Annotated in this window: 23 protein-coding genes and 1 tRNA gene; 13 read left to right on the top strand and 11 right to left on the bottom strand. The window is 38.0% G+C overall.

All coding sequences use genetic code 11. The annotated features are described in order from the left end of the window. The first annotated feature begins 5 nt into the window (after positions 1-5). The 4 genes from LCM02_RS04425 to LCM02_RS04410 all read left to right on the top strand — a co-directional run bounded on the left by LCM02_RS04425 (position 6) and on the right by LCM02_RS04410 (position 3962). Positions 6-1907, top strand: coding sequence for a RecQ family ATP-dependent DNA helicase (locus tag LCM02_RS04425; RefSeq protein WP_224927117.1), 1902 nt, complete (start codon positions 6-8; stop codon positions 1905-1907). Then, complete coding sequence (gene fmt, locus LCM02_RS04420) at positions 1904-2848, top strand: methionyl-tRNA formyltransferase (RefSeq protein WP_224927116.1); 945 nt, start codon at positions 1904-1906, stop codon at positions 2846-2848. Before LCM02_RS04425 ends, fmt begins: the two co-directional genes overlap by 4 nt. 190 nt (positions 2849-3038) lie before the next feature. Continuing rightward, a complete protein-coding gene (locus LCM02_RS04415; RefSeq protein ID WP_224927115.1) occupies positions 3039-3311 on the top strand; it encodes an HU family DNA-binding protein in 273 nt (90 codons plus the stop codon). A 93-nt stretch (positions 3312-3404) separates the two neighbouring features. Next, positions 3405-3962, top strand: coding sequence for a YqgE/AlgH family protein (locus tag LCM02_RS04410; RefSeq protein WP_224927114.1), 558 nt, complete (start codon positions 3405-3407; stop codon positions 3960-3962). A gap of 2 nt (positions 3963-3964) precedes the next feature. On the opposite strand, the gene LCM02_RS04405 is transcribed toward LCM02_RS04410, so the two are convergent. Together LCM02_RS04405 and LCM02_RS04400 are read right to left on the bottom strand one after the other, a co-directional pair. After that, on the bottom strand, positions 3965-4801 hold the full coding sequence (locus LCM02_RS04405; protein ID WP_224927113.1) for an aminotransferase class IV: 837 nt from the start codon (positions 4799-4801) through the stop codon (positions 3965-3967). A gap of 67 nt (positions 4802-4868) precedes the next feature. Further along, positions 4869-5252 carry an START-like domain-containing protein gene (locus tag LCM02_RS04400; protein ID WP_224927112.1) on the bottom strand — a complete coding sequence of 128 codons (384 nt, stop codon included), beginning with the start codon at positions 5250-5252 and terminating at the stop codon, positions 4869-4871. 159 nt (positions 5253-5411) lie between these two features. Here LCM02_RS04400 and LCM02_RS04395 point away from each other — a divergent pair. Further along, positions 5412-5485: transfer RNA gene (locus LCM02_RS04395), tRNA-Met, on the top strand. A gap of 93 nt (positions 5486-5578) precedes the next feature. On the opposite strand, the gene LCM02_RS04390 is transcribed toward LCM02_RS04395, so the two are convergent. The 3 genes from LCM02_RS04390 to LCM02_RS04380 are packed head-to-tail and all read right to left on the bottom strand — an operon-like array spanning position 5579 to position 8178. After that, on the bottom strand, positions 5579-6568 hold the full coding sequence (locus tag LCM02_RS04390) for a DUF4421 family protein (RefSeq protein WP_224927111.1): 990 nt from the start codon (positions 6566-6568) through the stop codon (positions 5579-5581). A gap of 19 nt (positions 6569-6587) precedes the next feature. Next, complete coding sequence (locus LCM02_RS04385; RefSeq protein WP_224927110.1) at positions 6588-7022, bottom strand: GNAT family N-acetyltransferase; 435 nt, start codon at positions 7020-7022, stop codon at positions 6588-6590. Then, positions 7000-8178: a THUMP domain-containing class I SAM-dependent RNA methyltransferase gene (locus LCM02_RS04380; protein ID WP_224927109.1), complete on the bottom strand. Its 1179-nt coding sequence runs from the start codon at positions 8176-8178 to the stop codon at positions 7000-7002. Before LCM02_RS04380 ends, LCM02_RS04385 begins: the two co-directional genes overlap by 23 nt. 58 nt (positions 8179-8236) lie before the next feature. On the opposite strand from LCM02_RS04380, the gene LCM02_RS04375 reads away from it, so the two are divergent. Then, on the top strand, positions 8237-9013 hold the full coding sequence (locus tag LCM02_RS04375) for an SAM-dependent methyltransferase (RefSeq protein WP_224927108.1): 777 nt from the start codon (positions 8237-8239) through the stop codon (positions 9011-9013). Then, the gene (locus LCM02_RS04370; RefSeq protein WP_224927107.1) at positions 9010-9684 is read left to right on the top strand and encodes a ZIP family metal transporter; all 675 of its coding nucleotides are present in this window, start codon (positions 9010-9012) and stop codon (positions 9682-9684) included. Before LCM02_RS04375 ends, LCM02_RS04370 begins: the two co-directional genes overlap by 4 nt. Here the strand turns inward: LCM02_RS04370 and ppk2 are convergent, their stop codons facing one another. After that, positions 9685-10506, bottom strand: a complete 822-nt coding sequence (gene ppk2 / locus LCM02_RS04365) for a polyphosphate kinase 2 (protein WP_224927106.1) — start codon at positions 10504-10506, stop codon at positions 9685-9687. It abuts the gene before it with no gap. A 28-nt stretch (positions 10507-10534) separates the two neighbouring features. Next, complete coding sequence (gene recQ, locus LCM02_RS04360; protein ID WP_224927105.1) at positions 10535-12733, bottom strand: DNA helicase RecQ; 2199 nt, start codon at positions 12731-12733, stop codon at positions 10535-10537. Positions 12734-12882: 149 nt separating this feature from the next. Between recQ and LCM02_RS04355 the strand changes: the two genes are divergently transcribed. From LCM02_RS04355 to lptB, 4 genes are read left to right on the top strand one after another with little or no spacing between them, the layout of a single operon-like run. Continuing rightward, complete coding sequence (locus LCM02_RS04355) at positions 12883-13848, top strand: KpsF/GutQ family sugar-phosphate isomerase (RefSeq protein ID WP_224927104.1); 966 nt, start codon at positions 12883-12885, stop codon at positions 13846-13848. 44 nt (positions 13849-13892) lie between these two features. Continuing rightward, complete coding sequence (tatC, locus tag LCM02_RS04350; RefSeq protein ID WP_224927103.1) at positions 13893-14720, top strand: twin-arginine translocase subunit TatC; 828 nt, start codon at positions 13893-13895, stop codon at positions 14718-14720. A gap of 1 nt (position 14721) precedes the next feature. Beyond that, positions 14722-15315 (top strand): YdeI/OmpD-associated family protein, encoded by a 594-nt coding sequence (locus tag LCM02_RS04345; RefSeq protein ID WP_224927102.1) that lies wholly within the window; start codon positions 14722-14724, stop codon positions 15313-15315. 12 nt (positions 15316-15327) lie between these two features. Then, complete coding sequence (gene lptB / locus LCM02_RS04340; RefSeq protein WP_224927101.1) at positions 15328-16077, top strand: LPS export ABC transporter ATP-binding protein; 750 nt, start codon at positions 15328-15330, stop codon at positions 16075-16077. Positions 16078-16199: 122 nt separating this feature from the next. Here the strand turns inward: lptB and LCM02_RS04335 are convergent, their stop codons facing one another. The 3 genes from LCM02_RS04335 to LCM02_RS04325 all read right to left on the bottom strand — a co-directional run bounded on the left by LCM02_RS04335 (position 16200) and on the right by LCM02_RS04325 (position 20828). Further along, positions 16200-16481 (bottom strand): hypothetical protein, encoded by a 282-nt coding sequence (locus tag LCM02_RS04335; protein ID WP_224927100.1) that lies wholly within the window; start codon positions 16479-16481, stop codon positions 16200-16202. 207 nt (positions 16482-16688) lie between these two features. Continuing rightward, positions 16689-17627 carry a PorP/SprF family type IX secretion system membrane protein gene (locus LCM02_RS04330; protein ID WP_224927099.1) on the bottom strand — a complete coding sequence of 313 codons (939 nt, stop codon included), beginning with the start codon at positions 17625-17627 and terminating at the stop codon, positions 16689-16691. Between the two features lie 6 nt (positions 17628-17633). After that, positions 17634-20828 carry a T9SS type B sorting domain-containing protein gene (locus tag LCM02_RS04325; protein WP_224927098.1) on the bottom strand — a complete coding sequence of 1065 codons (3195 nt, stop codon included), beginning with the start codon at positions 20826-20828 and terminating at the stop codon, positions 17634-17636. 208 nt (positions 20829-21036) lie between these two features. On the opposite strand from LCM02_RS04325, the gene LCM02_RS04320 reads away from it, so the two are divergent. Then, positions 21037-21588, top strand: coding sequence for a lipid-binding SYLF domain-containing protein (locus LCM02_RS04320; RefSeq protein WP_224927097.1), 552 nt, complete (start codon positions 21037-21039; stop codon positions 21586-21588). 38 nt (positions 21589-21626) lie between these two features. Here LCM02_RS04320 and LCM02_RS04315 read toward each other — a convergent pair whose 3' ends face one another. Beyond that, positions 21627-22391, bottom strand: a complete 765-nt coding sequence (locus LCM02_RS04315) for a CDP-alcohol phosphatidyltransferase family protein (RefSeq protein WP_224927096.1) — start codon at positions 22389-22391, stop codon at positions 21627-21629. Positions 22392-22537: 146 nt separating this feature from the next. Here LCM02_RS04315 and LCM02_RS04310 point away from each other — a divergent pair, with 146 nt between their 5' ends. Continuing rightward, positions 22538-24397 (top strand): DNA topoisomerase IV subunit B, encoded by a 1860-nt coding sequence (locus LCM02_RS04310; protein WP_224927095.1) that lies wholly within the window; start codon positions 22538-22540, stop codon positions 24395-24397. Positions 24398-24406: the final 9 nt, after the last annotated feature.

The following is a 24406-nucleotide window of genomic DNA, read 5'->3' as shown; positions in this document are numbered from 1 at the left end:
ATTCAATGAGCAACGCACTTGACCTTTTAAAACAAATATGGGGTTTTAACAGCTTTAAAGGCCAGCAGGAAGCTGTTGTGAATTCTGTGGCTCAAGGTTTTGACTGTTTCGTCCTGCTCCCAACCGGGGGAGGCAAATCGATCTGTTATCAGCTTCCTGCCTTAATGAATGAAGGAGTTTGTATTGTTATCTCACCTTTGATTGCTCTGATGCAGGATCAGGTTTCTGCCCTCCAGGAAAAGGGAATTAAAGCCATAGCCCTAACCTCAAAGTTAAACAGGCATGACACAATCATAGCTTTTGACAATGTTATGCATGGTGGCTACAAATTCCTCTATCTGTCACCGGAAAAACTTCAATCTGAACTGATACAGGAAAAAATAGCTCAGTTACCTGTCAATTTGATAGCCATAGATGAGGCTCACTGCATTTCTCAATGGGGCCATGATTTCAGACCCGCGTATTTGAAAATACCGGTCCTTGATAAGCTCCTTCCGAATACTACTAAAATTGCCCTGACAGCAACAGCAACAAGATCTGTTCAACAGGACATAATTAAAAACCTAAAATTAGATCAGTGTAAATCATTTAAAGGATCTTATCTAAGGGAAAACCTTATAATTCAAATAAAAAAAACAGAGGATATAAGGAACAATCTTATTCAGCTTCTTCAAAACAATAATGAACCTGCCATAGTTTATGTTGGGACCCGCAAGCAAACTATAGACATTGCCAGATTATTGAATGCGAATCATCTTAAAACCTGTTCTTATCATGGAGGTATGAAAACAGATGAAAAAGAAAGTGCCCTTGCCTTGTGGAAAGAAGAGCAGATAAAAATTATGGTGGCTACCAATGCCTTTGGAATGGGAATCGACAAGGCTAATGTCAGGATGGTCATTCATTTGTTCATCCCTAACAGCCTGGAGAATTTTATTCAGGAAATCGGTAGAGCCGGCAGAGATGACAAGCCTTCCCATACCGTGATGCTCTATAATGAAAACAGCATTCTCAGGAGCAAGGAAATGAAAGAAGCTTCAACATTGACACCGGAATTAACCAAAACCATTTACCAAAAACTTAACGATTATTATCAGATTGTCACCGGGGAACAACCCGATGAAGTGTTTGATTTTGACATTCAGGATTTTGCTCAGGCTTATCGGATTCCTTATATGAAAGTGTATTATGCTTTGATGTATTTGGAGCAAGAAGATATCATTATTTACGATCATAAGGGACAGCGATTTTCAAGGGTAAAAATCATTGAATCATCAAAAAAGCTACTCGAAATACAAAAAGAAAATCATCCAAAATCTCGTTTGCTTGAATTGCTTCTCAGAAGCTATGGAGGCATCTTTGATCAGTTCATTAACATTAATGAAACTTTTCTTGCCGCAAGGTTGAATGTGGATAAGGCTATGGTTATTAAAACTTTAAATCAAATGGACCATGACAAGGTACTGATTTATGAAAAATCCAAAATCAACTATAATCTGAGGTTCTTATGGCCCAGAGAAGATAATTTTGTCTATCAATCAATTCGCGGTCATATCAATTCGAGAAACAAGGCCAAAGAGCAAAAATTGAAGTCTGTTCTTCGTTTTATTCATAATGATTTTGTTTGCAGGCAGATTCAGTTATTGAAATACTTTGATGAAGTACTCGAAAAACCATGTGGAAGATGCGATGTTTGCCTGAATAAAAAGAAAAGAGGTGTAACAAATTATTTTGAAGTATCAAACAAAATAATAACACTTCTAAACAAGAATCCATCACTGAGCCTTAACGAATTAGAAGGTTTCTTGAAAATGGACAAAAAAACTCTTGTAAAACCGCTTCATCTATTGAGAGAAAAAGGGCTCATTGCCTTAAATTTGCAGAATAAATTTTACATAGAAAAATGAGAGAATTGCGCATCGTATTCATGGGAACTCCGGATTTTGCAGTGAACTCCTTAAAGGCATTGGTGGAGGGAAGTTACCATGTTGTTGGGGTAATAACGGCACCGGACAGGCCAGCAGGCAGGGGAAGAAAACTCAATGAATCTGCAGTAAAAAAATATGCAATCTCTGAGGGACTCAATATTCTTCAGCCAACAAATCTTAAGGATCCTGCTTTTTTAAGTAAGCTCAAGGATCTCAATGCTGACCTACAGGTTGTAGTGGCGTTCAGAATGCTTCCTAAACAGGTTTGGGCCATGCCAAAATATGGAACTTTTAATCTTCATGCTTCCCTTCTCCCCCAATACAGAGGAGCGGCCCCAATTAACTGGGCCATAATTAATGGGGAACATAAAACCGGCGTGACCACATTTTTTATCAATGAAGAAATTGATACCGGATCAGTAATACTGCAGAAAGAAACTGACATCTCCCGGGAAATGTCTGCCGGTGATTTACATGACATTCTTATGGATTTGGGAAGCAACGCTGTTATTGAAACCGTGGAGCTCATTAAAAAGGGTTCCCTAGAAGTAATTCCTCAGGGAGAGGGAGACTACAAATCCGCTCCTAAACTGAACAAGGACAATTCCAGAATAAACTGGACCAAATCGGGGAATGACATATACAATCATATCAGGGGCTTAAGCCCGTATCCTGGAGCCTGGAGCACTCTCGAAAATAATCAGAAGAAAATTGAATTAAAAATCTATAAAACCAAAATAATCACTGAGCAGCATGACCTGGAAAAAGGAGTGATCGTCGCCTCGAAAAAAAATCTTAAAGTAGCTGTTGAAAATGGTTTCATTGAAATACTTGATTTGAAGCTGGCAGGCAAAAAAAGAATGGATGCCCGAAGTTTACTTAATGGTTATATATTTTCAGAAGGCAGTAAGATGATCTAAACACAATACTTATAGGTAATTAGGCTCTTTAATGCGCTTATTTTACTGGGTTTATTAACAAATTGAGTTTAATTATTAACAAAATAGTGGTTTCATGAGCCAAAACTTGTGTAAACCCTTATAAAATCTATATTTGTTGTGCTATTGAAAGGCAAAAAATGAATATTTAACCAATTTTAAATTTTTAATTATGAACAAATCAGATTTAATCGAATCAATGGCTTCTAACGCTGGGATTTCAAAAGCTGCTGCCGGGAAAGCATTAGACGCAATGATGAAGAGCATCACAGGCGAATTGATGACTGGTGGAAGAGTATCATTAGTAGGTTTTGGATCTTTTTCAGTTTCTACAAGAGCTGCCAGAGACGGAAGAAACCCACAAACTGGAGCAACTATCAAAATTCCTGCAAGAAAAGTTGTCAAATTTAAAGCAGGTTCTGAATTAAAAGAATCAGTGAACTAATCAAGTTCAAACGCACAATATAGAAAGCCCTCTTTTTTAGAGGGTTTTTTTATTTGTTTATTTTTCGTACATTGTAATCACAACTATTTTATTATGACAACGTTAAAACCAACAAAAGGGAAATTGCTCGTGGCAGAACCCTCTATTCTCAGCGACAGTTCCTTTAATCGTTCTGTGGTCTTACTGACTGAACACAACGAAAGCGGATCTGTTGGTTTTATTTTTAATAAGCCTTCTCCTTATATCATAAGTGATCTGATTCCAGAAATTGACTCATCGCTAAAAGTATATTTCGGAGGGCCCGTTTCTGAAGATAATCTTTATTTTGTTCATAAGGTACCCGAGCTGATTCCTGACAGTATAGAAATTGCGGATGGAATATTTTGGGGAGGTGATTTTGAGACCATCCAGTCTTTGCTCAAAGATGATATCTTGTCAAAACACGATATCCGGTTCTTTTTGGGATATTCCGGCTGGAGCCATTTGCAACTGGAAGAAGAACTTGAAACTACCTCATGGTTAATTGTAGAAAACAAGTTTAAGAACCTGTTCACTATAAATCCAAATAATTTCTGGAAAAATGAACTTCTTAAATATGGAGGGGTTTACACGCTTTGGGCAAATGCTCCCAAGGACCCTGGAATGAACTAGATTTATTTTGTATTTAATTTTAAAAACAACTCTTGAATTTCAAGGGTTTTTTGTTTTTTAAAAGATTTTTTCCTGTATTTATCGACCGATATAATATCCTGAATCGAATTAGTAAGAAATACCTCATCTGCCTTGAGCAATTCAAATGGAGAAATTGAAGTTTGCCTGATCTGAAACTCCTCATGGGTTTCCAGCAATGATATTATTTTTTTTCTAACAATGCCATTTATACATCCTGACTCCAGTGAGGGCGTTAAAACTTCCTGGCCCTTGATCAAAAAAACATTTGAATTAACCCCTTCAACCAGCTCCTTTTTCTCATTGATGAGAAAACAATTTTGATAACCATTCTCTTTGGAAAAAATACTTGCCAAAACATTAAGCATTCGGTTGTTGGTCTTAATGGTAGAAAAAAGGCCTGAAGTTACCGGGTAATCTTTAAACAACTCCACCTCTACAAAGTCTAAAACATGGCTTATTAGTTCTTTTACCTCAATCAGAAAATCTATCTCATTGGTTTCAGGAGTATACAGCCCTCCATTTTTCCGATAAACAGTAACCCGTATTCTTGCTTCTGCGCTTAGATGATTTGCTTCCAGGGTTTTAAGGATTTGACTTTCGTAAAATTCAAGAGTAAAATTCATTGGAATACGCATTCTCATCATCCTCATGGATGACATCAGGCGAAAGTAATGATCCTCCAAAAATAAAAGTGTATTGTTCTTGAATTTTATCGTATCAAAAACCCCGTCGCCATATTTAAAGGCCCTGTTCCCGGAACTCAGTGAAAGCGAATCTGAAGCAACAAGTTCAGTATTTACATTAACCCAGTTGATCATATTATTTTTTGGCAAAAATAAAAAAAGCCTTGATTCCTCAAGGCTTTTTTAATCTTTATAATTGGAGCTACCCTCCTATGACGTGTTTTAATTCTGCAATTTGGTTCTCCCAGAACATTTTTGATTCTTCAACTTCATCTTCTTCAGCAAAATCAACCACGAGAAGCGATACATCTTTTGTAAGGTCATCTACTTCAATCCTAAATTCAAAAAAAGTATCGTCATCCTCATCTTCCTCCCACTTGAATCTTATAAAAGAATCTGTTTTCTGACCAATCCTTTCAGCAACCTCCTCAACATCGTTCCACATAAAAATATATTTCTTTCCACGTGAATTCACATTGTCCGCGAACCACTCTCCCATACTGTCAGGAGTAGAGATGTATTGGAATAAAAAACTCGGCGATGCATGTATCGGAAATTCCAAGTCTATTCTTACTTTATTTGACATTCCTGATTTATTTTTGAAGGCAATATATAGATTATCTATTTCTAAAAAAAATATTTTATTTAAATATTTTTAGATGGTTTACTTGTCGTAAATAAATTTGTTTCTATATTTGCAAACTCTAAATTTAGATAGCCTTTTAGGGCCTTATTTAATGATTATGGCGAGGTAGCTCAGATGGTTAGAGCGTCGGATTCATAACCCGGAGGTCGGCAGTTCGATTCTGCTCCTCGCTACAAAAAAAGACTGTTGCGCAACAGTCTTTTTTTATGCTTGAAAATAATCGGTCTTCCACAGGGGTTACCCCCATCAAGGGCTCCTTGACAGCTTTACTTTTTCTTAAAAAGGTTGCCAATTCTGTATCCTACAATAAATTTTGCTTTGGTAACACTTAAAAAGATGTCGTTTCCATGATCCATGCTGGTTAAGTACCAATTAGAACCAAATGTAGCGTGTATGTAAAATTTCTTCCTGTTGTATCCTAAAGCCCCAAAAATAGTAGCCTTGTAGATTAAAGGGTCCGATGGTACGTAATTTTCGGTTTCCGTTTTAACATATTTGTATTCCAATCCTATTCCTGGAGCCACATACATGGTAAAGAAAAAATTGGCAGGTAACTTGAAATAAGAAGAAACCCCGGCCAATATCCCTCCGCCAAAAGTAGACAGATCATAGATTTGAGCCTGATCGTTAAAATAAGGCCGATCCTTTTCTGGAATAATTGAACCATCCGCATGCAGGCCCCTCAAAATCATAAATCCACCAAGGCCGTAGGCGAGAAATGATCTTCGATTGGATGTTGATCCGGATTTCATATCTCTCACCGTAAAACTCTCCTTACTAAGGATCCTTAAATATTCCAGTCCTAATGAATAGGCTGAAATGTCATCTCTAAAAATATCTTCATCATGCTGCAGGCTTTCAACTTGATATCCATGAACATTTTCAAGCATAAAACTGAACATATTCTTATTGAACAATATCGAACCTTCGGCCGCAAATTTGTTGGTCTGATCCTCTTCACCTCCCTTGATATTAAATATGATATCGATAACGATTTTTTGATTTGCGATACCAAAACCAATACCAAAGGGATTGTTCGGCCTGTAAATTAGCTTGCTTTCTCCGTTTCCAAGTCTGAACTGTTGCTGCTTAAAATTTGTCACGGCCCTCACGGACCAGTCTAGTTTGTCACTCAATACTATGGAATCCAAAATCTTTCCTGGTTTTGGTAGGGTGTCTGATACTTTCAGATTTGATGCATATCCGTTGCATGCAAGCAAAACACTAAATACCAGATGGATCAATCTTGGTCTCAAAATATTCTTTTATAGTTGATTAACGAATTTTTTTAAACATGACATAATGAGGGCCTACCTGAGGGACATGAAATTCGTTTCCAGCCTTTTGATATCCTAATTTCTCATAAAAACCTGTAGCTCGGGTTCTGGCATTGCACCAAATTAAATCAACTCCTTGCTTTTCAAGAATCTCTTCGGCTTCATTCATTATGAGTTTACCATGGCCCTGTCCTTGTGCCTTTTCAGAAGTTGCCATTCCGCGTAACTGATACTGGAAGCCGGAAAATTCTTTGTTGCTGTTTTTCATAAAACTACAAACGCAGACAAGTTCCATATCTGAGAACAGTCCTAGATGCAGAGACGACTTATCTTCATCACCGGGCATTTTATGACTCAGGGTCATTCCTTTTCTGAGAATCTCCTTTCTGAGCGGATAAGTTTGCTCCACCTCAATTCGCTCTATTCTGATCATGTTGTTTTTTTGCTTTTCTGCTACCGGCATACATTTCGTACTTCACAAACCTGCATTCAAGTTTTCCATTGAACACTTTTATCTTTCTTGAAGTTCTCAAACCCACATTTTTAAGGCCCGAATTAAAATCTGAGGTGATCAGCCAAACATTCGTATCCGGGTAATGTTGTTTCAGCGTATCTCCTATTTCCCGGTAAAAAACCGGAACATTTACAGTAAGCCTTTCTCCGTATGGTGGATTGAACAACACAATGGTATTTCCTTCAACAGGGCAATCTTCAACAAAAAAATTCTTTCTGTCAATCGTAATAAATTCCTCCAAAGAGGCATTGCTTACATTGTTCTGAGCCTTGCGAACGGCCGAAGGAGCCTTGTCAAATCCCATGATCTTTTTTTCATTGTTTCTGATACGCTTCAATAAAGCATCGTGGATCAGTGAAAACAGGTCTTCATCAAAATCCTGCCATTTCTCAAAAGCAAATTCCTGCCTGTTAATATTGGCCGGAATATTATTGGCAATCATGGCTGCCTCAATCAGCAGGGTCCCGCTGCCACACATGGGGTCAATAAAATGCTGGCTACCGTCATAACCCGTCATCAAAATCAGTCCTGCCGCCAGGACTTCGTTAATTGGGGCTATATTGGTGTCACTTCGATAGCCTCTTTTGTGAAGCGACTCACCTGAACTGTCCAGTGAAACCGTACAAGTGTTATTTTGTATGTGAATATCAAATTGAACATCAGGGTGCCTGATATCAATACTTGGCCTTTTATGATATTTCCTCCTAAAATAATCAACGATCGCATCTTTGCTCCTTAATGAAACATAATGTGAATTTGAAAAAATCTGAGAATTAACTGATGAATGTATGGCGAGCGTACCTGTTTCATTCAGGTATTTCTCCCAGGAAACTTTGGACAAATAATTGTAGAGATCATCCTCATTTCTTAATGTAAAGGTTTCAATAGGAATAAGAATTCTAATTGCTGTTCGAAGGGCCAGGTTAGCCTTATACATAAAGCCCTTGTCCCCTTTGAACTTAACATTTCTAACACCTTCTTTTACATTTTGAGCACCAAGATGTCGTAATTCTCTGGCCAGTACGGCTTCAAATCCGTACAAACATTTGGCCAGCATGTCATAGTTTTCATTCATAAGACAAAAATACATTAAAGATAGGAGTCCTTAAACATTTCTTACAAAAACTAAATGTATGGATACAGAATGCGAATATTTTCTATTTTTGTGTGTTTTTAAAGTCATGGAAAAAGAAAAAGAATGGTTTGAAAATTGGTTCGACACTTCCTTCTATCATATTTTATACGATTATCGTAATGATGATGAGGCCAGAGTTTTTATGAGTAATCTGACCAACTATCTCGAATTAAAAAGTGGAGACACCGTACTTGATTTGCCTTGTGGAAAAGGCAGGCATTCGCTGTATTTGAATAAAATAGGGTTTGACACAACAGGTGCAGATATTTCGGAAAACAGTATTGCGCATGCGAAACAATTTGAAAAACAAGGCTTAAGGTTTAGTATACATGACATGAGAAATCCTCTTTCCGGGAAGTATCATGCCATATTTAATCTGTTCACAAGCTTTGGATATTTCAATAATGAAACCACGAACATAAAGGTATTGGAGAACTTTAAAAAAGCTTTGAGGCCTAATGGTCACATCATCGTCGATTTTCTAAACCTAACAAAGGCCAAAAATGAATTGGTTCCTGAGCAAGAAATCGTAAAACAAAATGTCCGGTTTAAAATCAGTAAAAACATTTCTGAGAATTTCATAATCAAGAAAATTGAAGTTAACTTTGAGGGTAGGACCCACTATTTTATGGAAAAAGTACAGGCATTGGACCTGGATAAAATGAAAATTTTTGCGAAAACCGCAGGACTTGAAATAGAAAAAGTTTTTGGAGATTATGAATTGAATTCATTTGATGAAAAACTTTCAGACAGATTAATACTTGTGATGAAATGATATATATCTCACTCATCTTACCTGTGCTTATTGGATTTTTGTTGATCCAGTTCATCAAACCCAATTCAAAGCACCTTCAGTTGTTATTGTCATTTAGCGGGGCCTACCTGCTGTCAGTAACTGTCTTGCACCTTTTGCCCGAAGTATTTTCAAAGGGTGAAGAATACATGGGTTTATTCATTTTATTGGGAATTGTTATACAGACGGGCCTGGAATACCTGTCCAAAGGTGCAGAACACGGTCATGTTCACGGAAATGATTTTGAATCAAATATTCCATGGCTTCTGGTGATTAGCTTGAGTCTTCACGCATTTCTGGAAGGGATGCCTCTAGGAATTGATGAAAACCTCAATCTGTTGTACGCCATTATGATTCACAAATTACCCGTGGCAATCATACTGGCATTTTTCTTAAAAAAATCATCTCTATCTGCCATGCAGGTATTTCTTATTCTTTTCCTTTTTGCCATCATGAGCCCTTTAGGCAGCTGGATATCGAATTCTTTCCCCTATGTTCACCAGTTTGCGGATCAGATCAACGCCATTATCATTGGGGTATTTCTGCACATCTCAACAGCAATTTTGTTTGAAAGTTCTGAAAATCACAAATTCAATTTGAAAAAATTCATAGTAATCCTGATTGGATTTACCGTGGCATTTCTTGGAGTCTGATCAGTAAATTTGAGGTACTATAGTCTGATTTGAAAATGGAGATCTGATATAGCCTTTATCATCTTTTCTGGGAGGCAACACGATTTTTTCACGTTCAACTTTATGGTATTCAATGCTGCTTAGAATATGGCTGATACAATTCAATCTGGCACTTTTTTTATTATCTGCCGGAACTACATACCACGGTGACTGTTTGGTGTCCGTAAATTTAAACATAGCATCTTTTGCCATACTGTACTCGATCCAGTGCTCTCTGGATTTCAAATCCATCGGGCTCAATTTCCAGCCTTTCATGGGGTCATTGATACGCGATTTAAACCTTCTCTCCTGCTCCTCATCAGAAACAGAAAACCAATATTTTAATAAGATGATACCTGACCTTATCAGCATTCTTTCAAATTCAGGGCAGGTTCTCATAAATTCATCGTATTCCTGAGGTGTGCAAAAACCCATGACATGTTCGACACCCGCTCTGTTGTACCAGCTTCGATCAAATAAGATCATCTCGCCTGCACTTGGTAAATGGGGAACATAGCGTTGAAAATACCACTGACTTTTTTCCCGGCTGGACGGAGTCCCTAAGGCTACAATCTTACACACCCTTGGATTCAGGCTCTGTGATATTCTTTTTATCACACCTCCTTTACCTGCGGCATCTCTTCCTTCAAAAATGACGACAACTTTGAGCCCTTTATGCTGAATCCAGTCCTGAAGTTTTACAAGTTCAATCTGGAGTCTCTCGAGCTCTTCTTCATAAAATCTGGTGGTGATCTTTTTCTTTTTTGTATTCTTTTTTCCTGGGTTTTCTTGGGTATGGGACATAAACTTTTTCTTGGGCAGTTTTTAAATTTTAATTGGCTACTTCACTTATAAATTTGATTCGCATTAACCTCAATTCTTCGTCGTCATAATCTCCATCAAACTCATCTAAGGCCAGCTGGATCCTGTCGCTTTCAGCCTCCATGAAATAATCCATAATCTCTTCCTGCTGGTCTTCATCAAGAAGATCATCGAGGCAGTAGTCAATGTTTATCTTTGTCCCGGAATATATTATCTGTTCCATAACTTTGACCAGCTCCGGCATCTCAAGGCCTTTCGATTTAGCAATATCTTCCAAGGGCAATTTCTTATCCGTATTCTGTATGATATAAAGCTTCAATCCGGAATTAACCCCGGTTCCCTTCACGATGAGATCATCGGGACGAACAATATCATTTTCTTCAACATATTTATCAATTAATTCAACAAAGCTTTTTCCATATTTTCTGGCCTTCCCTTCTCCAACGCCATGAACATTCTCCAGTTCTTTCAGGCTTGTCGGATATTTCAAGGTCATATCCTCTAATGACGGGTCCTGGAACACTACAAAAGGCGGAACTCCCAATTTCTTTGCAACCTTCTTTCTAAGGTCCTTTAACATCCCCATCAATTGATCATCAACTACAGCTCCTGACCCTTTTGAATTGGTAACTATACCGGCATCACTTTCCTTGTCATAGACATGGTCCTCTGTCATCATAAATGAGGTAGGATTTTTAGCAAATTCTTTTCCTTTGGCCGTCAGTTTTAAAACTCCGTATTGTTCAATCTCTTTCTTCAGTAAGCCGGCAACTATAGATTGCCTGATCAATGCCATCCAGTGTTTGTCATTTTTATCCTTGCCAATCCCAAAAATTGACTGCTGATGGGTTTTATGAGAGATCAGCAAGGCATTCTCCTTGCCAATCAGGGTGTTAATAATTTCTTTGGATCGGTATTCTTCCTTTGTTTTTTCTACAACCTCAAGAAGAATTTTAACTTCATCCCGGGCTTCAACCCTCTTTTTCGGGTTTCTGACGTTATCATCCATATCGGCACCTTCGCCATTCACTTCATCAAATTCCTCACCAAAATAATGTAACAGGAATTTTCTTCTCGACATGGAAGTTTCGCAATAAGCTACCACTTCCTGAAGCAATGCATTGCCAATTTCCTGTTCAGCAACGGGCTTACCGGATAAAAACTTTTCAAGTTTTTCAATATCCTTGTAGGAATAATATGCAAGACAGTATCCTTCTCCTCCATCCCTGCCTGCTCGTCCGGTTTCCTGATAATAACTTTCCAGGCTTTTGGGAATATCGTGATGTATAACGAACCTTACATCCGGTTTGTCAATTCCCATACCAAAGGCTATGGTTGCCACAACCACGTCAACCTCCTCCATCAGGAACATATCCTGGTGCCTGGCTCTGGTCTTTGCATCCAGCCCTGCATGATATGGCACGGCTTTTACTCCATTTACCTGAAGTACCTGCGCAATTTCCTCCACTTTCTTTCGGCTAAGGCAATAGATGATTCCTGATTTACCGCTATAATTACGTATAAATCTGATAATATCTTTTTCAACTTCAGCTGTTTTGGGCCTTACATCGTAAAAGAGATTGGACCTGTTAAACGATGCCTTAAAAGTTTTGGCATCAGGAATACCGAGATTCTTTAAAATATCATCCTGGACCTTTTGCGTGGCCGTTGCGGTCAATCCAACAATAGGGAAATTACCAATTTTATAAATAATGTTTTTAAGGTTCCTGTATTCGGGCCTGAAATCATGGCCCCACTCGGATATACAATGTGCCTCATCAATGGCAAAAAAAGTAATTTTCTGCTTTTTGAGAAATTCTATGTTTTCTTCTTTGGTAAGTGATTCAGGGGCAACATATAAAAGTTTGGTAATCCCGTTTTCGATATCACTTTTTACTCTTGCCACCTCACCCTTGTTCAAAGAAGAATTCAAAACATGGGCTATCCCCTGTTCCGCAGAAATACCGCGTATTGCATCCACCTGATTCTTCATCAAGGCAATTAAGGGAGACACAACAACTGCCGTTCCGTCCAATATAAGTGCTGGTAACTGATAAATCAAAGATTTTCCGCCTCCGGTAGGCATGACCACAAAAGTATTGTGACCTTCAATCAAACATTCTATAGCATCCTCCTGTAAACCTTTAAACTTACTGAATCCAAAATATTTTTTCAAATATTCCTGTAAGTTAATTTTTGTCACTTTCATCCTCTTATTAATCTATTTTTGAATATTTTTGCATCTTTAGCAGCAATAATTGCGAGGGGGAATTGATTGAATTTAATTCTTATTTTCATGAATTAAATTCATCATACCATAAATATAACATATTATTTTTAAAAAATAAATACAAAATATTGATTAAGAATAAAAACATTTTGCAGACCGCCAAAGAGACAATTCTGATAGAGGCTGATGCGATCAAACAGCTTGCTGATCTGGTTTCAGAGGATTTTGAAAATGCCGTTATGTGTATTTACAATTCGAAAGGCAGGGTAATTGTTACAGGTATTGGAAAAAGTGCCAACATAGCATCAAAAATTGTGGCCACAATGAATTCTACGGGAACTCCTGCTGTCTTTATGCATGCTGCGGATGCCATTCATGGGGACCTGGGAAATATTCAGAAAAACGATGTGGTCATCTGTATTTCAAAGAGCGGCAACACACCTGAAATTAAAGTTCTGCTGCCTCTGATAAAAAATTATGGCAACAAGATCATAGCCATTACGGGCAATGAAACCTCCTTCCTGGGAGAACATGCTGATTATACCATAAGCTCGTATGTAGAAAAGGAGGCTTGTCCCAATAATCTTGCACCGACAACAAGTACAACGGCCCAACTTGTAATTGGGGATGCCCTGGCCATATGCCTCTTAAATCTGAAGGACTTTTCGAGCAAAGATTTTGCCCGGTATCATCCCGGGGGTACCCTGGGAAAAAAACTATACCTGAGGGTTAGCGAGATTGCCGAAAAGAATGAAGCTCCTGAAGTTGATAAAATCACTCCCATTAAGGACGTAATCGTGGAGATTTCAAAAAAACGACTGGGAACAACTGCGGTAACTGACAATAATGAAATTGCGGGTATTATTACCGATGGAGATATTCGTAGAATGCTTGAGAAATCAACTGATATAAGTTCTTTAAGGGCACAGGATATCATGAGTATTGACCCGATCAGTGTAAGCTCCGACACAATGGCTGTTAATGCGCTTGACATCATGCAAAAAAATAATATCACACAGGTACTGGTGACCCGAGATGGAAAATATGCCGGGGTGGTGCATTTTCATGATCTGCTAAAAGAAGGAATTATCTAATAACAAAATCCAGGCACTAATTGTTGGTGCGGAACCTATGAACTATGAGCGAACAATCTGAAGAAATGTCTTTTCTGGGCCATCTTGAAGTATTAAGATGGACGCTTGTAAGATCTTCTTTGGCCATTCTGGCTTTTGGAATGATTGCCTTTATGATGAAGGATTTTATTTTTAATTCAATTCTACTCTACCCTAAGGATCCTCAGTTTTTTACATACAGGTTTTTATGTTCAGTCTCGAAAAGTTTTGGGACGGAAGGATTGTGTATCGACGAGATTCCATTTATTGTCCAAAGTAGAACAATGGCCGGTCAGTTTTCGGCACATATCTGGACTTCTATAGCCTTTGGATTTGTCATGGCCTTCCCATACATCATTTGGGAGGTTTGGAAATTTATCAAGCCAGCCTTATATGAAAACGAAAAGAAGAATGCGAAAAGCTTTATCATTATCACTTCCTTTCTTTTCTTCTTAGGGATATTATTTGGATATTATGTAATTACTCCTTTATCCATCAATTTTCTGGGTAGTTACAGTGTTGCCGAGGAAGTGCGAAATAATTTTGACCTGAGTTCTTACACGGGCTTGCTTAAGGCTTCCTGCCTTTCTGCCGGATTTATCTTTGAACTTCCGGTCATCATCTATTTTTTGACAAAAATGGGACTTGTTACCCCTGAATTTCTGAGAACCTACAGAAAATATGCGCTGGTTCTCGTTTTAATTCTTGCCGCAGTAATTACCCCTCCGGATATCATTAGCCAGATCATTGTGGCCATACCCATGATCATTCTTTATGAGGTCAGCATAAAAATCTCTAAATTTATCATTAAAAAACAAGAGAAGGAAGCCGAGAAAAACCTGGTGAAAAAATAAAATGAGCCTTGAGGATAAAATACAAAAGTATATTTCCGAACATCAAAAGTTTGAAGAGATCCTAAACGAATTGCGACGAATTATCTCTAAGCATCCGTTTGAAGAAACACTGAAATGGGGAATTCCTACTTATGTATACGGAAAAAAGAACCTGGTTGGAATTGGTGGTTTCAAAAATCATGTGGGTTTATGGTTTTTTCAAGGCGCTTTGCTAAAGGATAAAGAGCAGGTACTGCATAATGCCCAGGAAGGCAAAACAAAAGGGATGAGGCAGATTCATTTTAAATCCCTTGAAGAAATAGATGAGGACATTCTTGATCAGTATCTTGAAGAAACTATCGAAAATCAAAAGGCCGGAAGGTCAGTAAAAATCAGAAAGGCGGTCAAAGAGATAAATCTTCCGGGTGAGCTAAAAGAATGGCTCAAAAATGACAATGAATTAAATAATTGTTTTCAATCCCTTACTCCTGGACGTCGAAAGGAATATGCTAATTATATTTCTGAAGCAAAAAGAGAGAAAACCAAATCTGACAGGCTTCTTAAAATTACCCCGATGATCAAAGAAGGTAAAGGGCTTTATGACAAGTATAAATAGAATTGAATCAATATGATCCTAAGAGCAGATAATATTATGAAAATGTATGGCAACCGCAAGGTTGTCAAAAATATTTCACTTCAGGTTGAGCAGGGTGAGATCATTGGATTACTTGGACCTAACGGGGCGGGTAAAACCACCTCCTTTTACATGATCGTGGGAATGATCAAACCGAACGAGGGACGTATTTACCTGGATGATATAGAAATCACTCATGATTCTATGTATAAAAGAGCACAAAAAGGCATAGGTTATCTCGCCCAGGAAGCTTCAGTATTCAGAAAACTTTCAGTGGAAGATAATATCATGTCGGTACTTCAGTTTACTGATCTTAGCAAATCAGAACAAAAAAAGAAACTTGAACTTCTTATCGACGAGTTTAGCCTGGGGCATGTTCGCAAGAACAGAGGGGACCTTCTTTCAGGTGGAGAAAGAAGAAGGACTGAGATAGCCAGGGCACTGGCTTCAGACCCCAAATTCATACTTTTAGACGAACCCTTTGCCGGAGTGGATCCGATTGCCGTAGAGGACATTCAAAGTATTGTGGCCCATTTAAAAGATCGAAATATTGGAATTCTGATCACGGATCATGATGTACAGGCTACGCTTGCCATTACGGATAAAACTTATCTGATGTTCGAAGGAGGAATTCTAAAGGAAGGTACCCCTAAAGAACTTGCCGATGATGAATTGGTCAGGAAAGTATACCTGGGAGAGACTTTTGAACTTAAAGAGAGAAAGAAGAAACTCAAATTAAAGTAATTCTCAAATCAGAGCTACTCTTGATTGTTTGTAAAAAAAAACCCTGCTACGTTAAGTAGCAGGGCATACATACAAACAAATCTGAAAAATTTATAAAAAATTTTTCCAGATGACTTTAAGCTTTAATGTTCACCTGTTTCTATTCCTATGATTTTTCCTTTCTCATTGATCAACAGATAATGAGACCAGGATCCTTTTTCTACTTTGAATTTGTAAACCTTAAGATCTTTTTTATGCACATAGGTCACTTCATTTGCAATCTTGTAGTTTGAATAGTCCTTTAAAGATTCCTTTACTTTTACCGGTGTTTTTTCTTTGGTGGTTTTGTAAACTTCTTTTTTTAACTCCTTTTTCTCCTGCGCATAACTTCCCTGTGCACTGAAAAGTGCAAAAACAAAAAGCATAATAATAATTTTAAAACCTTTCATAAGATGTTTTTTCTTTAATTGTTAAACTTTGGTTACAGTGGGGAGTTTATGATCTGTTTAAAAAAGCTGATCAACCAAAAGTTGAAAAACTTAAAATTACGAACAACATCAATAACAGGATTATTTGTACCTTTTTCATAATTCAGCAATTTATTATTCCTATTTAATTTCTTTCTTCAAGCATTACCAGCGTGGACTCCCTCTTCTCGATTCAAAATCATATCCCAGCGTCAACATATGAGTCCCTCCATGATTTAACTCATTTGCTTCATTAATATTGTATTGAAATGCATATCCTACGTAAAAATCTTTCTTTTTTAGTCCTAAAAGGGGTACAATTGCCAGAGGCTCAAAGCTTTGATCATTAAGGAACCTCGTACTAAAACCTGCCCAGTAATAACCATCATCCGTAATTCTTTTACCTTTTATGTTAATGTCAGTGATCGATCTGGCATCACTTTCAAAATATTTAAAGTACAAGGATGGCTCAAGTTCCCAGATTCCTTCATCAAACTCAAATGTATATCCGGTATAGATATAATAGTTTCTCAGCTTTTTAGGTTCCGATTCGTCAAAGACCTTTACATTCTTATTCAATATATTCGCCGCGTTAAAACTGAAAAAGAAACGTTCAACCTTATATAAGAACCCAGCATCAAAATTTGAATTATGCGATGAAATATCGGCCCCTATATTCGGGTCATCATTTGGGTTGTCAAAATCCGAAACATCTATCTTAAACTGTGTAAACTTATAGGAAAGCCCAAATGAAATATACTGTTCATTTGAAGAATTAATCGTCAAATGGTGCGCAAATGACAATTGCCCTCCTATCTGAGAGGTGTTACCATTTTTATCAAGATAAATAACCCCTCCAACTCCTGAGCGCTCCCAAAGGTGGGCATCATAGGATAAAGTCTGCGTATTTGGAGCACCACTCAGGCCTACCCACTGAAAGGCACTGGTTAATCTTAATCGATTCATTTCGCTGTCACCTGCATAAGCCGGATTGATCAGGAAAGGATTTTCAACCAAATATTGCGTAAACGGAGTGAGTTTGAACTCCTGGGCACTTGAATATGCCGTTACAAAAAATAGTATGACGATTATTACTTTTTTCATGATTTTCTATCTAACTAAGCTGAAATTCCCTTTAAATTCTCTATTGTCTGAAGATTCGTTGAGTCGAACCACGTACCAGTAATCACCACTTGGTAGCGGCTTACTTTTATAGTTTCCATCCCAGCTGCTGGTATTCCCTTCATAGCTCGCAATAAGCCGCTGATACCTGTCAAAGATCTTGACAGTGATTTTTGGATATATTTCGATATTAATTGGATACCAGGTATCATTGATCCCATCCCCCTGAGGTGTAAAAAAGTCAGGGATTTCTATATCAAGAAACTCCAGAAATACCGTTTTTTCTATGATACAGCCTCTTTGATCTTTTACATAGAATTTGTAATCACGTGATTCTCTTGTTTCGTTTAGGTTCAGCACATTGGTCGAACCGAAATCATCATCGGAATCAATACTGTATTCATAATCAGGTATACCTCCGTTTGCAACGATCTCATAGACATTGATATCCGTGGGAACCACATTAAAGGTGATAGGAACATACTCCTCTATAACCACTTCAATTGGAGCGTCTGTACATCCATACTCCTTATGGGCAACGGTTACCGTATGCTTGCCTTTTGATACATTTTCAAAGATTCCTGAATCCTGGGTAAGAGAACCATCAAGGGTATAACTCACTTCACCCTCATAAATAGGATCCACCGAAGCAATAATGATATTACTTGCCCCCTGGCATGAGAAATCAGTTTCAGCTTTTAACTCAAGATATACCAGTTGCTCCAGTTCGATGGATTTCTGGGATACACATGAATGAACACCATTCTCTTTTTTGATCCAGATATCATAGATTCCTTTTTCAAGGCCCGTGAAATCAGGGTTTGCTCTAAAATTGGTTCCGTCCATACTGTAGGTTACCTCATAACCCTGATCATTGCCAAGATCAATACTAATCCTTCCGTCTTTTTCACCAACACAGATCACATCTTCCTGAGAAATCGTATATTCGATCTCCTGGTCAAATCCAACTTCCACCGTACTCACCGAAGTACATCCGTTTGCATCTCGGGTAGTTATTTGATAGGACTGCTCATTACTTACAAAAAACTGAGTCTCATCCTGATAGTTTGCCCCGCCATCAATACTGTACTGATACGGAGGAGTACCTCCAGAAGCCGAAGTTTCCAGACTTCCGTTCATTATTTCGCCGTTACAAATGGTTATATTATACAATTTGGCCGATGTCGAGGTGAGTAAGGTAGGTTCGCTAATCGAAAACTCACTTATGTCAAAGCATCCGTCGGCATTTGTGGATCGAACCTGATAATTCCCAATATCCAGATTATTAAACGTATGGCTGTCATTGGTTTTAACAATTGAATTGATAACGGATCCGTTCTGAAGTAATTCAAAGTTATATGAATCAGAAACATCATTGATTTTTATTTCTACAGTACCGTTACTGCTGTCTTTACATAAAGCATCTGAAGGAGTTAATTCTACATCTAGCCCCAAAACTGTTACTACTCGTATAGTCTCCGTACATCCTGTTCTTCTTTGAGTAGCTGTATAAACTCCGGCACCTGTTACGGTGATTTCTTTTGTGTTACCAATCGTATTTCCGTTCTCGTCTGTCCAGATGTAGGTATCATATCCGTCATCACCTGAAAAGGTCAAAGTATTGTTACAAAAGAACAGCTCACTATCAAAAGAACATGAACTGGTATCAACAAACAGATCCATGGAACCCACACTTCCGAGCCCGCAACCATTGATTCCGTTCAATCCGGGTTGTCCTGAAACATTCTGACCCGAGGTTTCTCCGTCATAATATGAAATGATGCTGTTTTCCAAAAGGTTTGTACAGGCATCTGAATAATCAAAACATTCATTCGATGCTGTAACCTGATAACGAATACTGTGATTTGTGGATAATGATTTTCTCTCAACCAGAGAATCATCAATTTCAAACCTCAGTTCGCGCGTAGCCTCGTTAAATGTGTAACTCACACCATCCGGTAACTCCATAGAATTCTCATCAAGAGTCACATTGATAGGCAATGAATTAAGGATATATGTATTCTGAGCGTTATCGGTTCCGATATTTCTAAAATCAATATTGTACCATACGGTTGATCCAAGTGGTACGGGAGACTGATGAGTAATTTGATTGTTAGAAGTGTCCTCAACACTTGTTACGACCTGAAGGTTAGGCTCGATAATATTTATCGCAAAGGTGTTTAGGAAAGAATAAATCCAGTCAGTTCCATTATTACTTGATACTCTGACTGTGGCTCCGGTTTCATTATTTCCGATCAAACTATTGTTCTGATTGATATCAGCTAAATTTAAAAGCTTTTGATCCCAACCCAATGTATTTGTGCTGTTCAGGTTCCGATCCAATACCTGAACCCCATCTTTTGTAATTTTTCCGTTAAAAAAATTATCTACCTCGTTTTCATTATCGTATAAAGCCGTAAAATCCGGATTTGAATCTGATTTAAATAAGAGTTGATCCCCAACTCTCGTTTGGTCACCTTCCAATGCTACAATACCCACTCTACCTTCCACAGGTCCTGAAGGAGGTGTGGTAAAACCAGAATAATTAAAATCTACTACATCGTTAGGAGACCGAGAAACCGCTGAAAATCCGTCAAATGTTGAAATGTACTTTCGGGATTCGGTAGGATCCTCATAAACAATAACCATTGACCATCCTGCTGAAGAGTTAAATCCTTGAGAGGTACTTACATTGGCTACATAGTAATCTCCAATAATGTTTCCACTTGAAGTAACAATGTCCGTAACATCTTTATAATAAATCCAGTCAAGCTGTTCGTCGGCTTCAATGTCAATGTAGGGATTTCCTGGAGTTTTAAATTTAACTTTAGTAGGTTCTAATTCCTCAGGGGATAAAACTGCTCCCCAGTAAAGGCCTGCATAAACTATTCTGTTACAGTTACTTGTTGTAAATCTGGCACTGCTTGAATTAAAAGTAGAATCATCACCATCAATATCGATAAAAACCATATCAATAGTGTTATTTTGACCATCACCATTGTAAGGAGTATCAACGGATTCACCCAAGATCATATTCCCGATAATGGTTAAATCTCCATTGATACCAGCCGTTTCATACCTTTTGGTAAATGGAACTGTGGTCTGGGCCTGAACAAAAAAGCCCGTCATGATAAAAGCAAAAAATAAAAGCCTTAAATTTTTGGTTTGATATACTGTTTGCATAGCATTTATTTAATTTAAACGATAACGTCTTAATAAATAATGACAAAACAGGGAGAAGATTAAATCATTATATGATAACTATGAGAATAACTGAAAAAACAGCAATAAATTGTATTTAGATCAAAATTTTCCATTTCTTTTCTGTAGATGAAGGACCGTGATCTCAAATTGATTATTTTTGAGTTTTAATATTAAATTCTGGAATTGTATGAAAACAACCACGCTTAAAAAACTAACAATACTACTAGTATTTTGTGCTATTTTGACCTCATTTACAGCCGTTTCACAAGTTGGAGGCTGGAAACCCGATCTGGTAGAAGATTCTAACAAAGCACTGGATGAAATGATTGAAAAACAACCGAAACTCCAATCCTATAAAGACAAAGCCTATGGCTATGCGGTTTTTCCTAAAGTTACCAAGGGAGCCATTGGTATAGGGGGTGCCGGTGGCAAAGGAGTTGTTTTTAAAGGAGGTACTCCAATGGGACAATCCTCTCTAAGTCAGGCTACCATAGGGTTTCAATTAGGTGGCCAGCAATACAAGGAAGTTATCTTTTTCGAAAACAAAAAAGCCTATGACAGGTTTACCAACGAAAAAGTCAAATTTGACGGCCAGGCCTCGGCAGTGGCCATTACAGAAGGAGCTTCTGTAGACGTAAACTGGAAAGATGGAATGGCCATTTTTACCCAAACCAGTGGTGGATTAATGTTTGAAGCATCAATTGGAGGACAACATTTTTCTTTTAAACCAAAGGAGTAATTAATATTTGTTAATATTCAGAATAACAAGGGGTTAATTTATTTTTCCCCTTGTTTTTTTATAAGGTTATCTATTACAGATAAAATAATGTAAAAGATGATCACCAACGGAATGGCCACAGTTTTCAAAGTGAAAAGCAAAACAAATGTAGCCGCCAGAAACAGGAATTTGATCTCATTTCCTTTCCAGGCATAATCTTTGAATTTCAGAGAAAACAGAGGAATTTCTGCATTCATAAAATAGCAACCGGCTATTGTCAACCCAATTAAGACATAAATATTTTGAACCAGATCAATAAAAAACTGGCTTTCCCCGTAAAATAAGATCAATGGAAGAGACATGACAAAAATTGAAAAAGCTGGTGTTGGAAGCCCTATAAATGATGAGGTCTGCCTTTCATCAATATTGAAATTTGCCAGTCTGTAAGCAGCTGCAAGCGTTATGAATAACCCGGTAAAAGGGAGGAAATAATAATAGGTTTCCTGATATGCTGTCCAGTTTCCTACCTCGCAACTCAATTCCATAAACCAACGCTGCTTCGAGGCATAAAGCATCATTTGAAACATTACAATCCCTGGGACCACGCCGGAGGTCACCACATCGGCTAAAGAATCCAGTTGTTTACCCAATTCTCCTTCCACTTTGAATTTCCTGGCAAAAAATCCATCAAAAAAATCAAAGAATATTCCCAGAAATACAAAATAGGCAGCAAAGACAAGTTCATCTGTGGCAGCCATCAGAACAGCGATCATTCCTGAAAGTAAATTCAATAAAGTGAAAAGGTTAGGTATGTGCTTTTTCATTTTAGCTTATCAGATTAACAGGAGTAAAAATAACAATTAAATGGACAAACCAACTTTTAATTACTCTGTTAATAAATATTTGAGCTACTATTTCATTTTAGGAGCCTAATTACTACATTAGCACAGCTACTTAATCCAAGAACTTAATGTCAAGCCATACTTCATATACAGAAGAGAATATTCGCTCGTTAGACTGGAAGGAGCATATCAGAATGCGCCCGGGAATGTATATTGGAAAATTGGGAGATGGTTCTGCACCTGATGACGGAATTTACATACTGATCAAAGAGGTACTGGACAACTCCATTGATGAATATGTCATGGGAGCCGGAAAAACCATAGAAATCTCGGTAAAAAACAATCAGGTTACGATCAGAGATTATGGCAGGGGCATCCCTTTGGGGAAAGTGGTTGATGTGGTTTCCAAAATGAATACGGGAGGAAAGTATGACTCCAAGGCGTTTAAGAAATCTGTAGGGCTCAATGGGGTTGGTACAAAAGCAGTCAACGCTCTTTCTTCTCATTTCAGGGTGCAATCGGTACGTGACAATCAAACCAAAATAGCTGAATTTGAAAAAGGCATTCTCGTAAACAACCTCCCTGAAGAGACTTCTTCACTAAGAAAAGGAACCAAAGTTTCTTTTATCCCCGATTTAAAAATATTCCCTCATTACAAGTTCAGAAATGAGTACGTGGTAAAGATGATCAAAAATTATGTTTACCTGAATACGGGCCTTACCATAATTTTCAACGGGGAGAAATACCGTTCTGAAAACGGGTTAAAAGACCTGTTGAATGAAAATATTGCCGAAGAGTCCAAGCTTTTCCCCATTGTTCATCTGATGGAAGATGACATTGAAGTGGCACTTACCTACAGCAAATCTCAGTATAGTGAAGAATACCATTCTTTTGTGAATGGACAGCATACCACACAGGGAGGAACCCATCAAAATGCATTCAGAGAGGCAATTGTAAAGACAATTCGTGAGTTCTTCGGAAAGAATTTTGATGCCTCTGATATTCGGAAATCTATTGTTTGTGCCATCAGCATTAAGGTTATGGAACCTGTATTTGAAAGTCAGACCAAGACCAAACTGGGTTCTACCGAAATGGGTGCTGACCTGCCCACGGTAAGGACCTTTATCAATGATTTTGTAAAAAGAAGGCTTGATAATTATCTGCATAGAAATCCGGAAACGGCTGAAAAGATCCATAAAAAAATAATCCAGGCAGAAAAGGAAAGAAAAGAATTGTCGGGTATTCGAAAGATTGCCAGGGAAAGAGCCAAAAAGGCCAGCCTGCATAACAAAAAGTTACGCGATTGCAGGATTCACCTGAGCGACATGAAGAAAAATGACAGGCTGGACAGCACCCTGTTCATAACAGAGGGTGATTCGGCCAGCGGATCCATAACCAAGTCAAGAGATGTGAATACCCAGGCTGTATTCAGCCTTAAAGGAAAGCCCCTTAACTCCTATGGCCTCAGCAAAAAAATAGTTTATGAAAACGAAGAATTCAACCTGCTTCAGGCTGCGTTGAACATTGAAGATGGCATTGAAAACCTTAGATACAACAATATCGTCATCGCCACTGATGCCGATGTTGATGGTATGCATATTCGTTTGCTACTGATCACTTTCTTTCTTCAGTTTTTCCCTGAGGTAATCAAGGAGGGGCATTTGTATATTCTGGAAACACCGTTGTTCAGGGTAAGGGATAAAAAGGAAACCTTTTACTGTTATTCGGAAAAGGAGAAGCAGGAAGCCAGCAAAAAACTTCGAGGCAAGCCTGAGGTAACCCGATTTAAAGGGCTGGGAGAAATTTCTCCCAATGAATTTGTTCATTTTATAGGAAAGGACATACGGCTGGATCCGGTGATGCTCAATAAGGAGACTTCAGTTGAAAAACTACTTGAATTTTATATGGGCAAAAACACTCCCGAACGTCAGAAATTCATCATAAACAACCTCAAAGTGGAATTGGACCTGATCGAAGAAGGAAACTAAAGAAAGACA

This window comes from Lutimonas saemankumensis (assembly GCF_020171465.1).
GTDB lineage: Bacteria > Bacteroidota > Bacteroidia > Flavobacteriales > Flavobacteriaceae > Lutimonas > Lutimonas saemankumensis.
The sequence above is the reverse complement of the archived record's forward strand: the minus strand, read 5'-3'. Positions and strand labels throughout refer to the sequence as shown.

What these genes read in the sequence shown, in the direction of transcription:
- LCM02_RS04425 (WP_224927117.1), top strand. Translation starts at nt 6, where the DNA reads ATGAGCAACGCACTTGACCTTTTAAAACAAATATGGGGTTTTAACAGC.
- fmt (WP_224927116.1), top strand. Translation starts at nt 1,904, where the DNA reads ATGAGAGAATTGCGCATCGTATTCATGGGAACTCCGGATTTTGCAGTG.
- LCM02_RS04415 (WP_224927115.1), top strand. Translation starts at nt 3,039, where the DNA reads ATGAACAAATCAGATTTAATCGAATCAATGGCTTCTAACGCTGGGATT.
- LCM02_RS04410 (WP_224927114.1), top strand. Translation starts at nt 3,405, where the DNA reads ATGACAACGTTAAAACCAACAAAAGGGAAATTGCTCGTGGCAGAACCC.
- LCM02_RS04405 (WP_224927113.1), bottom strand. Translation starts at nt 4,801, where the DNA reads ATGATCAACTGGGTTAATGTAAATACTGAACTTGTTGCTTCAGATTCG.
- LCM02_RS04400 (WP_224927112.1), bottom strand. Translation starts at nt 5,252, where the DNA reads ATGTCAAATAAAGTAAGAATAGACTTGGAATTTCCGATACATGCATCG.
- LCM02_RS04385 (WP_224927110.1), bottom strand. Translation starts at nt 7,022, where the DNA reads ATGATCAGAATAGAGCGAATTGAGGTGGAGCAAACTTATCCGCTCAGA.
- LCM02_RS04380 (WP_224927109.1), bottom strand. Translation starts at nt 8,178, where the DNA reads ATGAATGAAAACTATGACATGCTGGCCAAATGTTTGTACGGATTTGAA.
- LCM02_RS04375 (WP_224927108.1), top strand. Translation starts at nt 8,237, where the DNA reads ATGGATACAGAATGCGAATATTTTCTATTTTTGTGTGTTTTTAAAGTC.
- LCM02_RS04370 (WP_224927107.1), top strand. Translation starts at nt 9,010, where the DNA reads ATGATATATATCTCACTCATCTTACCTGTGCTTATTGGATTTTTGTTG.
- ppk2 (WP_224927106.1), bottom strand. Translation starts at nt 10,506, where the DNA reads ATGTCCCATACCCAAGAAAACCCAGGAAAAAAGAATACAAAAAAGAAA.
- recQ (WP_224927105.1), bottom strand. Translation starts at nt 12,733, where the DNA reads ATGAAAGTGACAAAAATTAACTTACAGGAATATTTGAAAAAATATTTT.
- tatC (WP_224927103.1), top strand. Translation starts at nt 13,893, where the DNA reads ATGAGCGAACAATCTGAAGAAATGTCTTTTCTGGGCCATCTTGAAGTA.
- LCM02_RS04345 (WP_224927102.1), top strand. Translation starts at nt 14,722, where the DNA reads ATGAGCCTTGAGGATAAAATACAAAAGTATATTTCCGAACATCAAAAG.
- lptB (WP_224927101.1), top strand. Translation starts at nt 15,328, where the DNA reads ATGATCCTAAGAGCAGATAATATTATGAAAATGTATGGCAACCGCAAG.
- LCM02_RS04335 (WP_224927100.1), bottom strand. Translation starts at nt 16,481, where the DNA reads ATGCTTTTTGTTTTTGCACTTTTCAGTGCACAGGGAAGTTATGCGCAG.
- LCM02_RS04330 (WP_224927099.1), bottom strand. Translation starts at nt 17,627, where the DNA reads ATGAAAAAAGTAATAATCGTCATACTATTTTTTGTAACGGCATATTCA.
- LCM02_RS04325 (WP_224927098.1), bottom strand. Translation starts at nt 20,828, where the DNA reads ATGCAAACAGTATATCAAACCAAAAATTTAAGGCTTTTATTTTTTGCT.
- LCM02_RS04320 (WP_224927097.1), top strand. Translation starts at nt 21,037, where the DNA reads ATGAAAACAACCACGCTTAAAAAACTAACAATACTACTAGTATTTTGT.
- LCM02_RS04315 (WP_224927096.1), bottom strand. Translation starts at nt 22,391, where the DNA reads ATGAAAAAGCACATACCTAACCTTTTCACTTTATTGAATTTACTTTCA.
- LCM02_RS04310 (WP_224927095.1), top strand. Translation starts at nt 22,538, where the DNA reads ATGTCAAGCCATACTTCATATACAGAAGAGAATATTCGCTCGTTAGAC.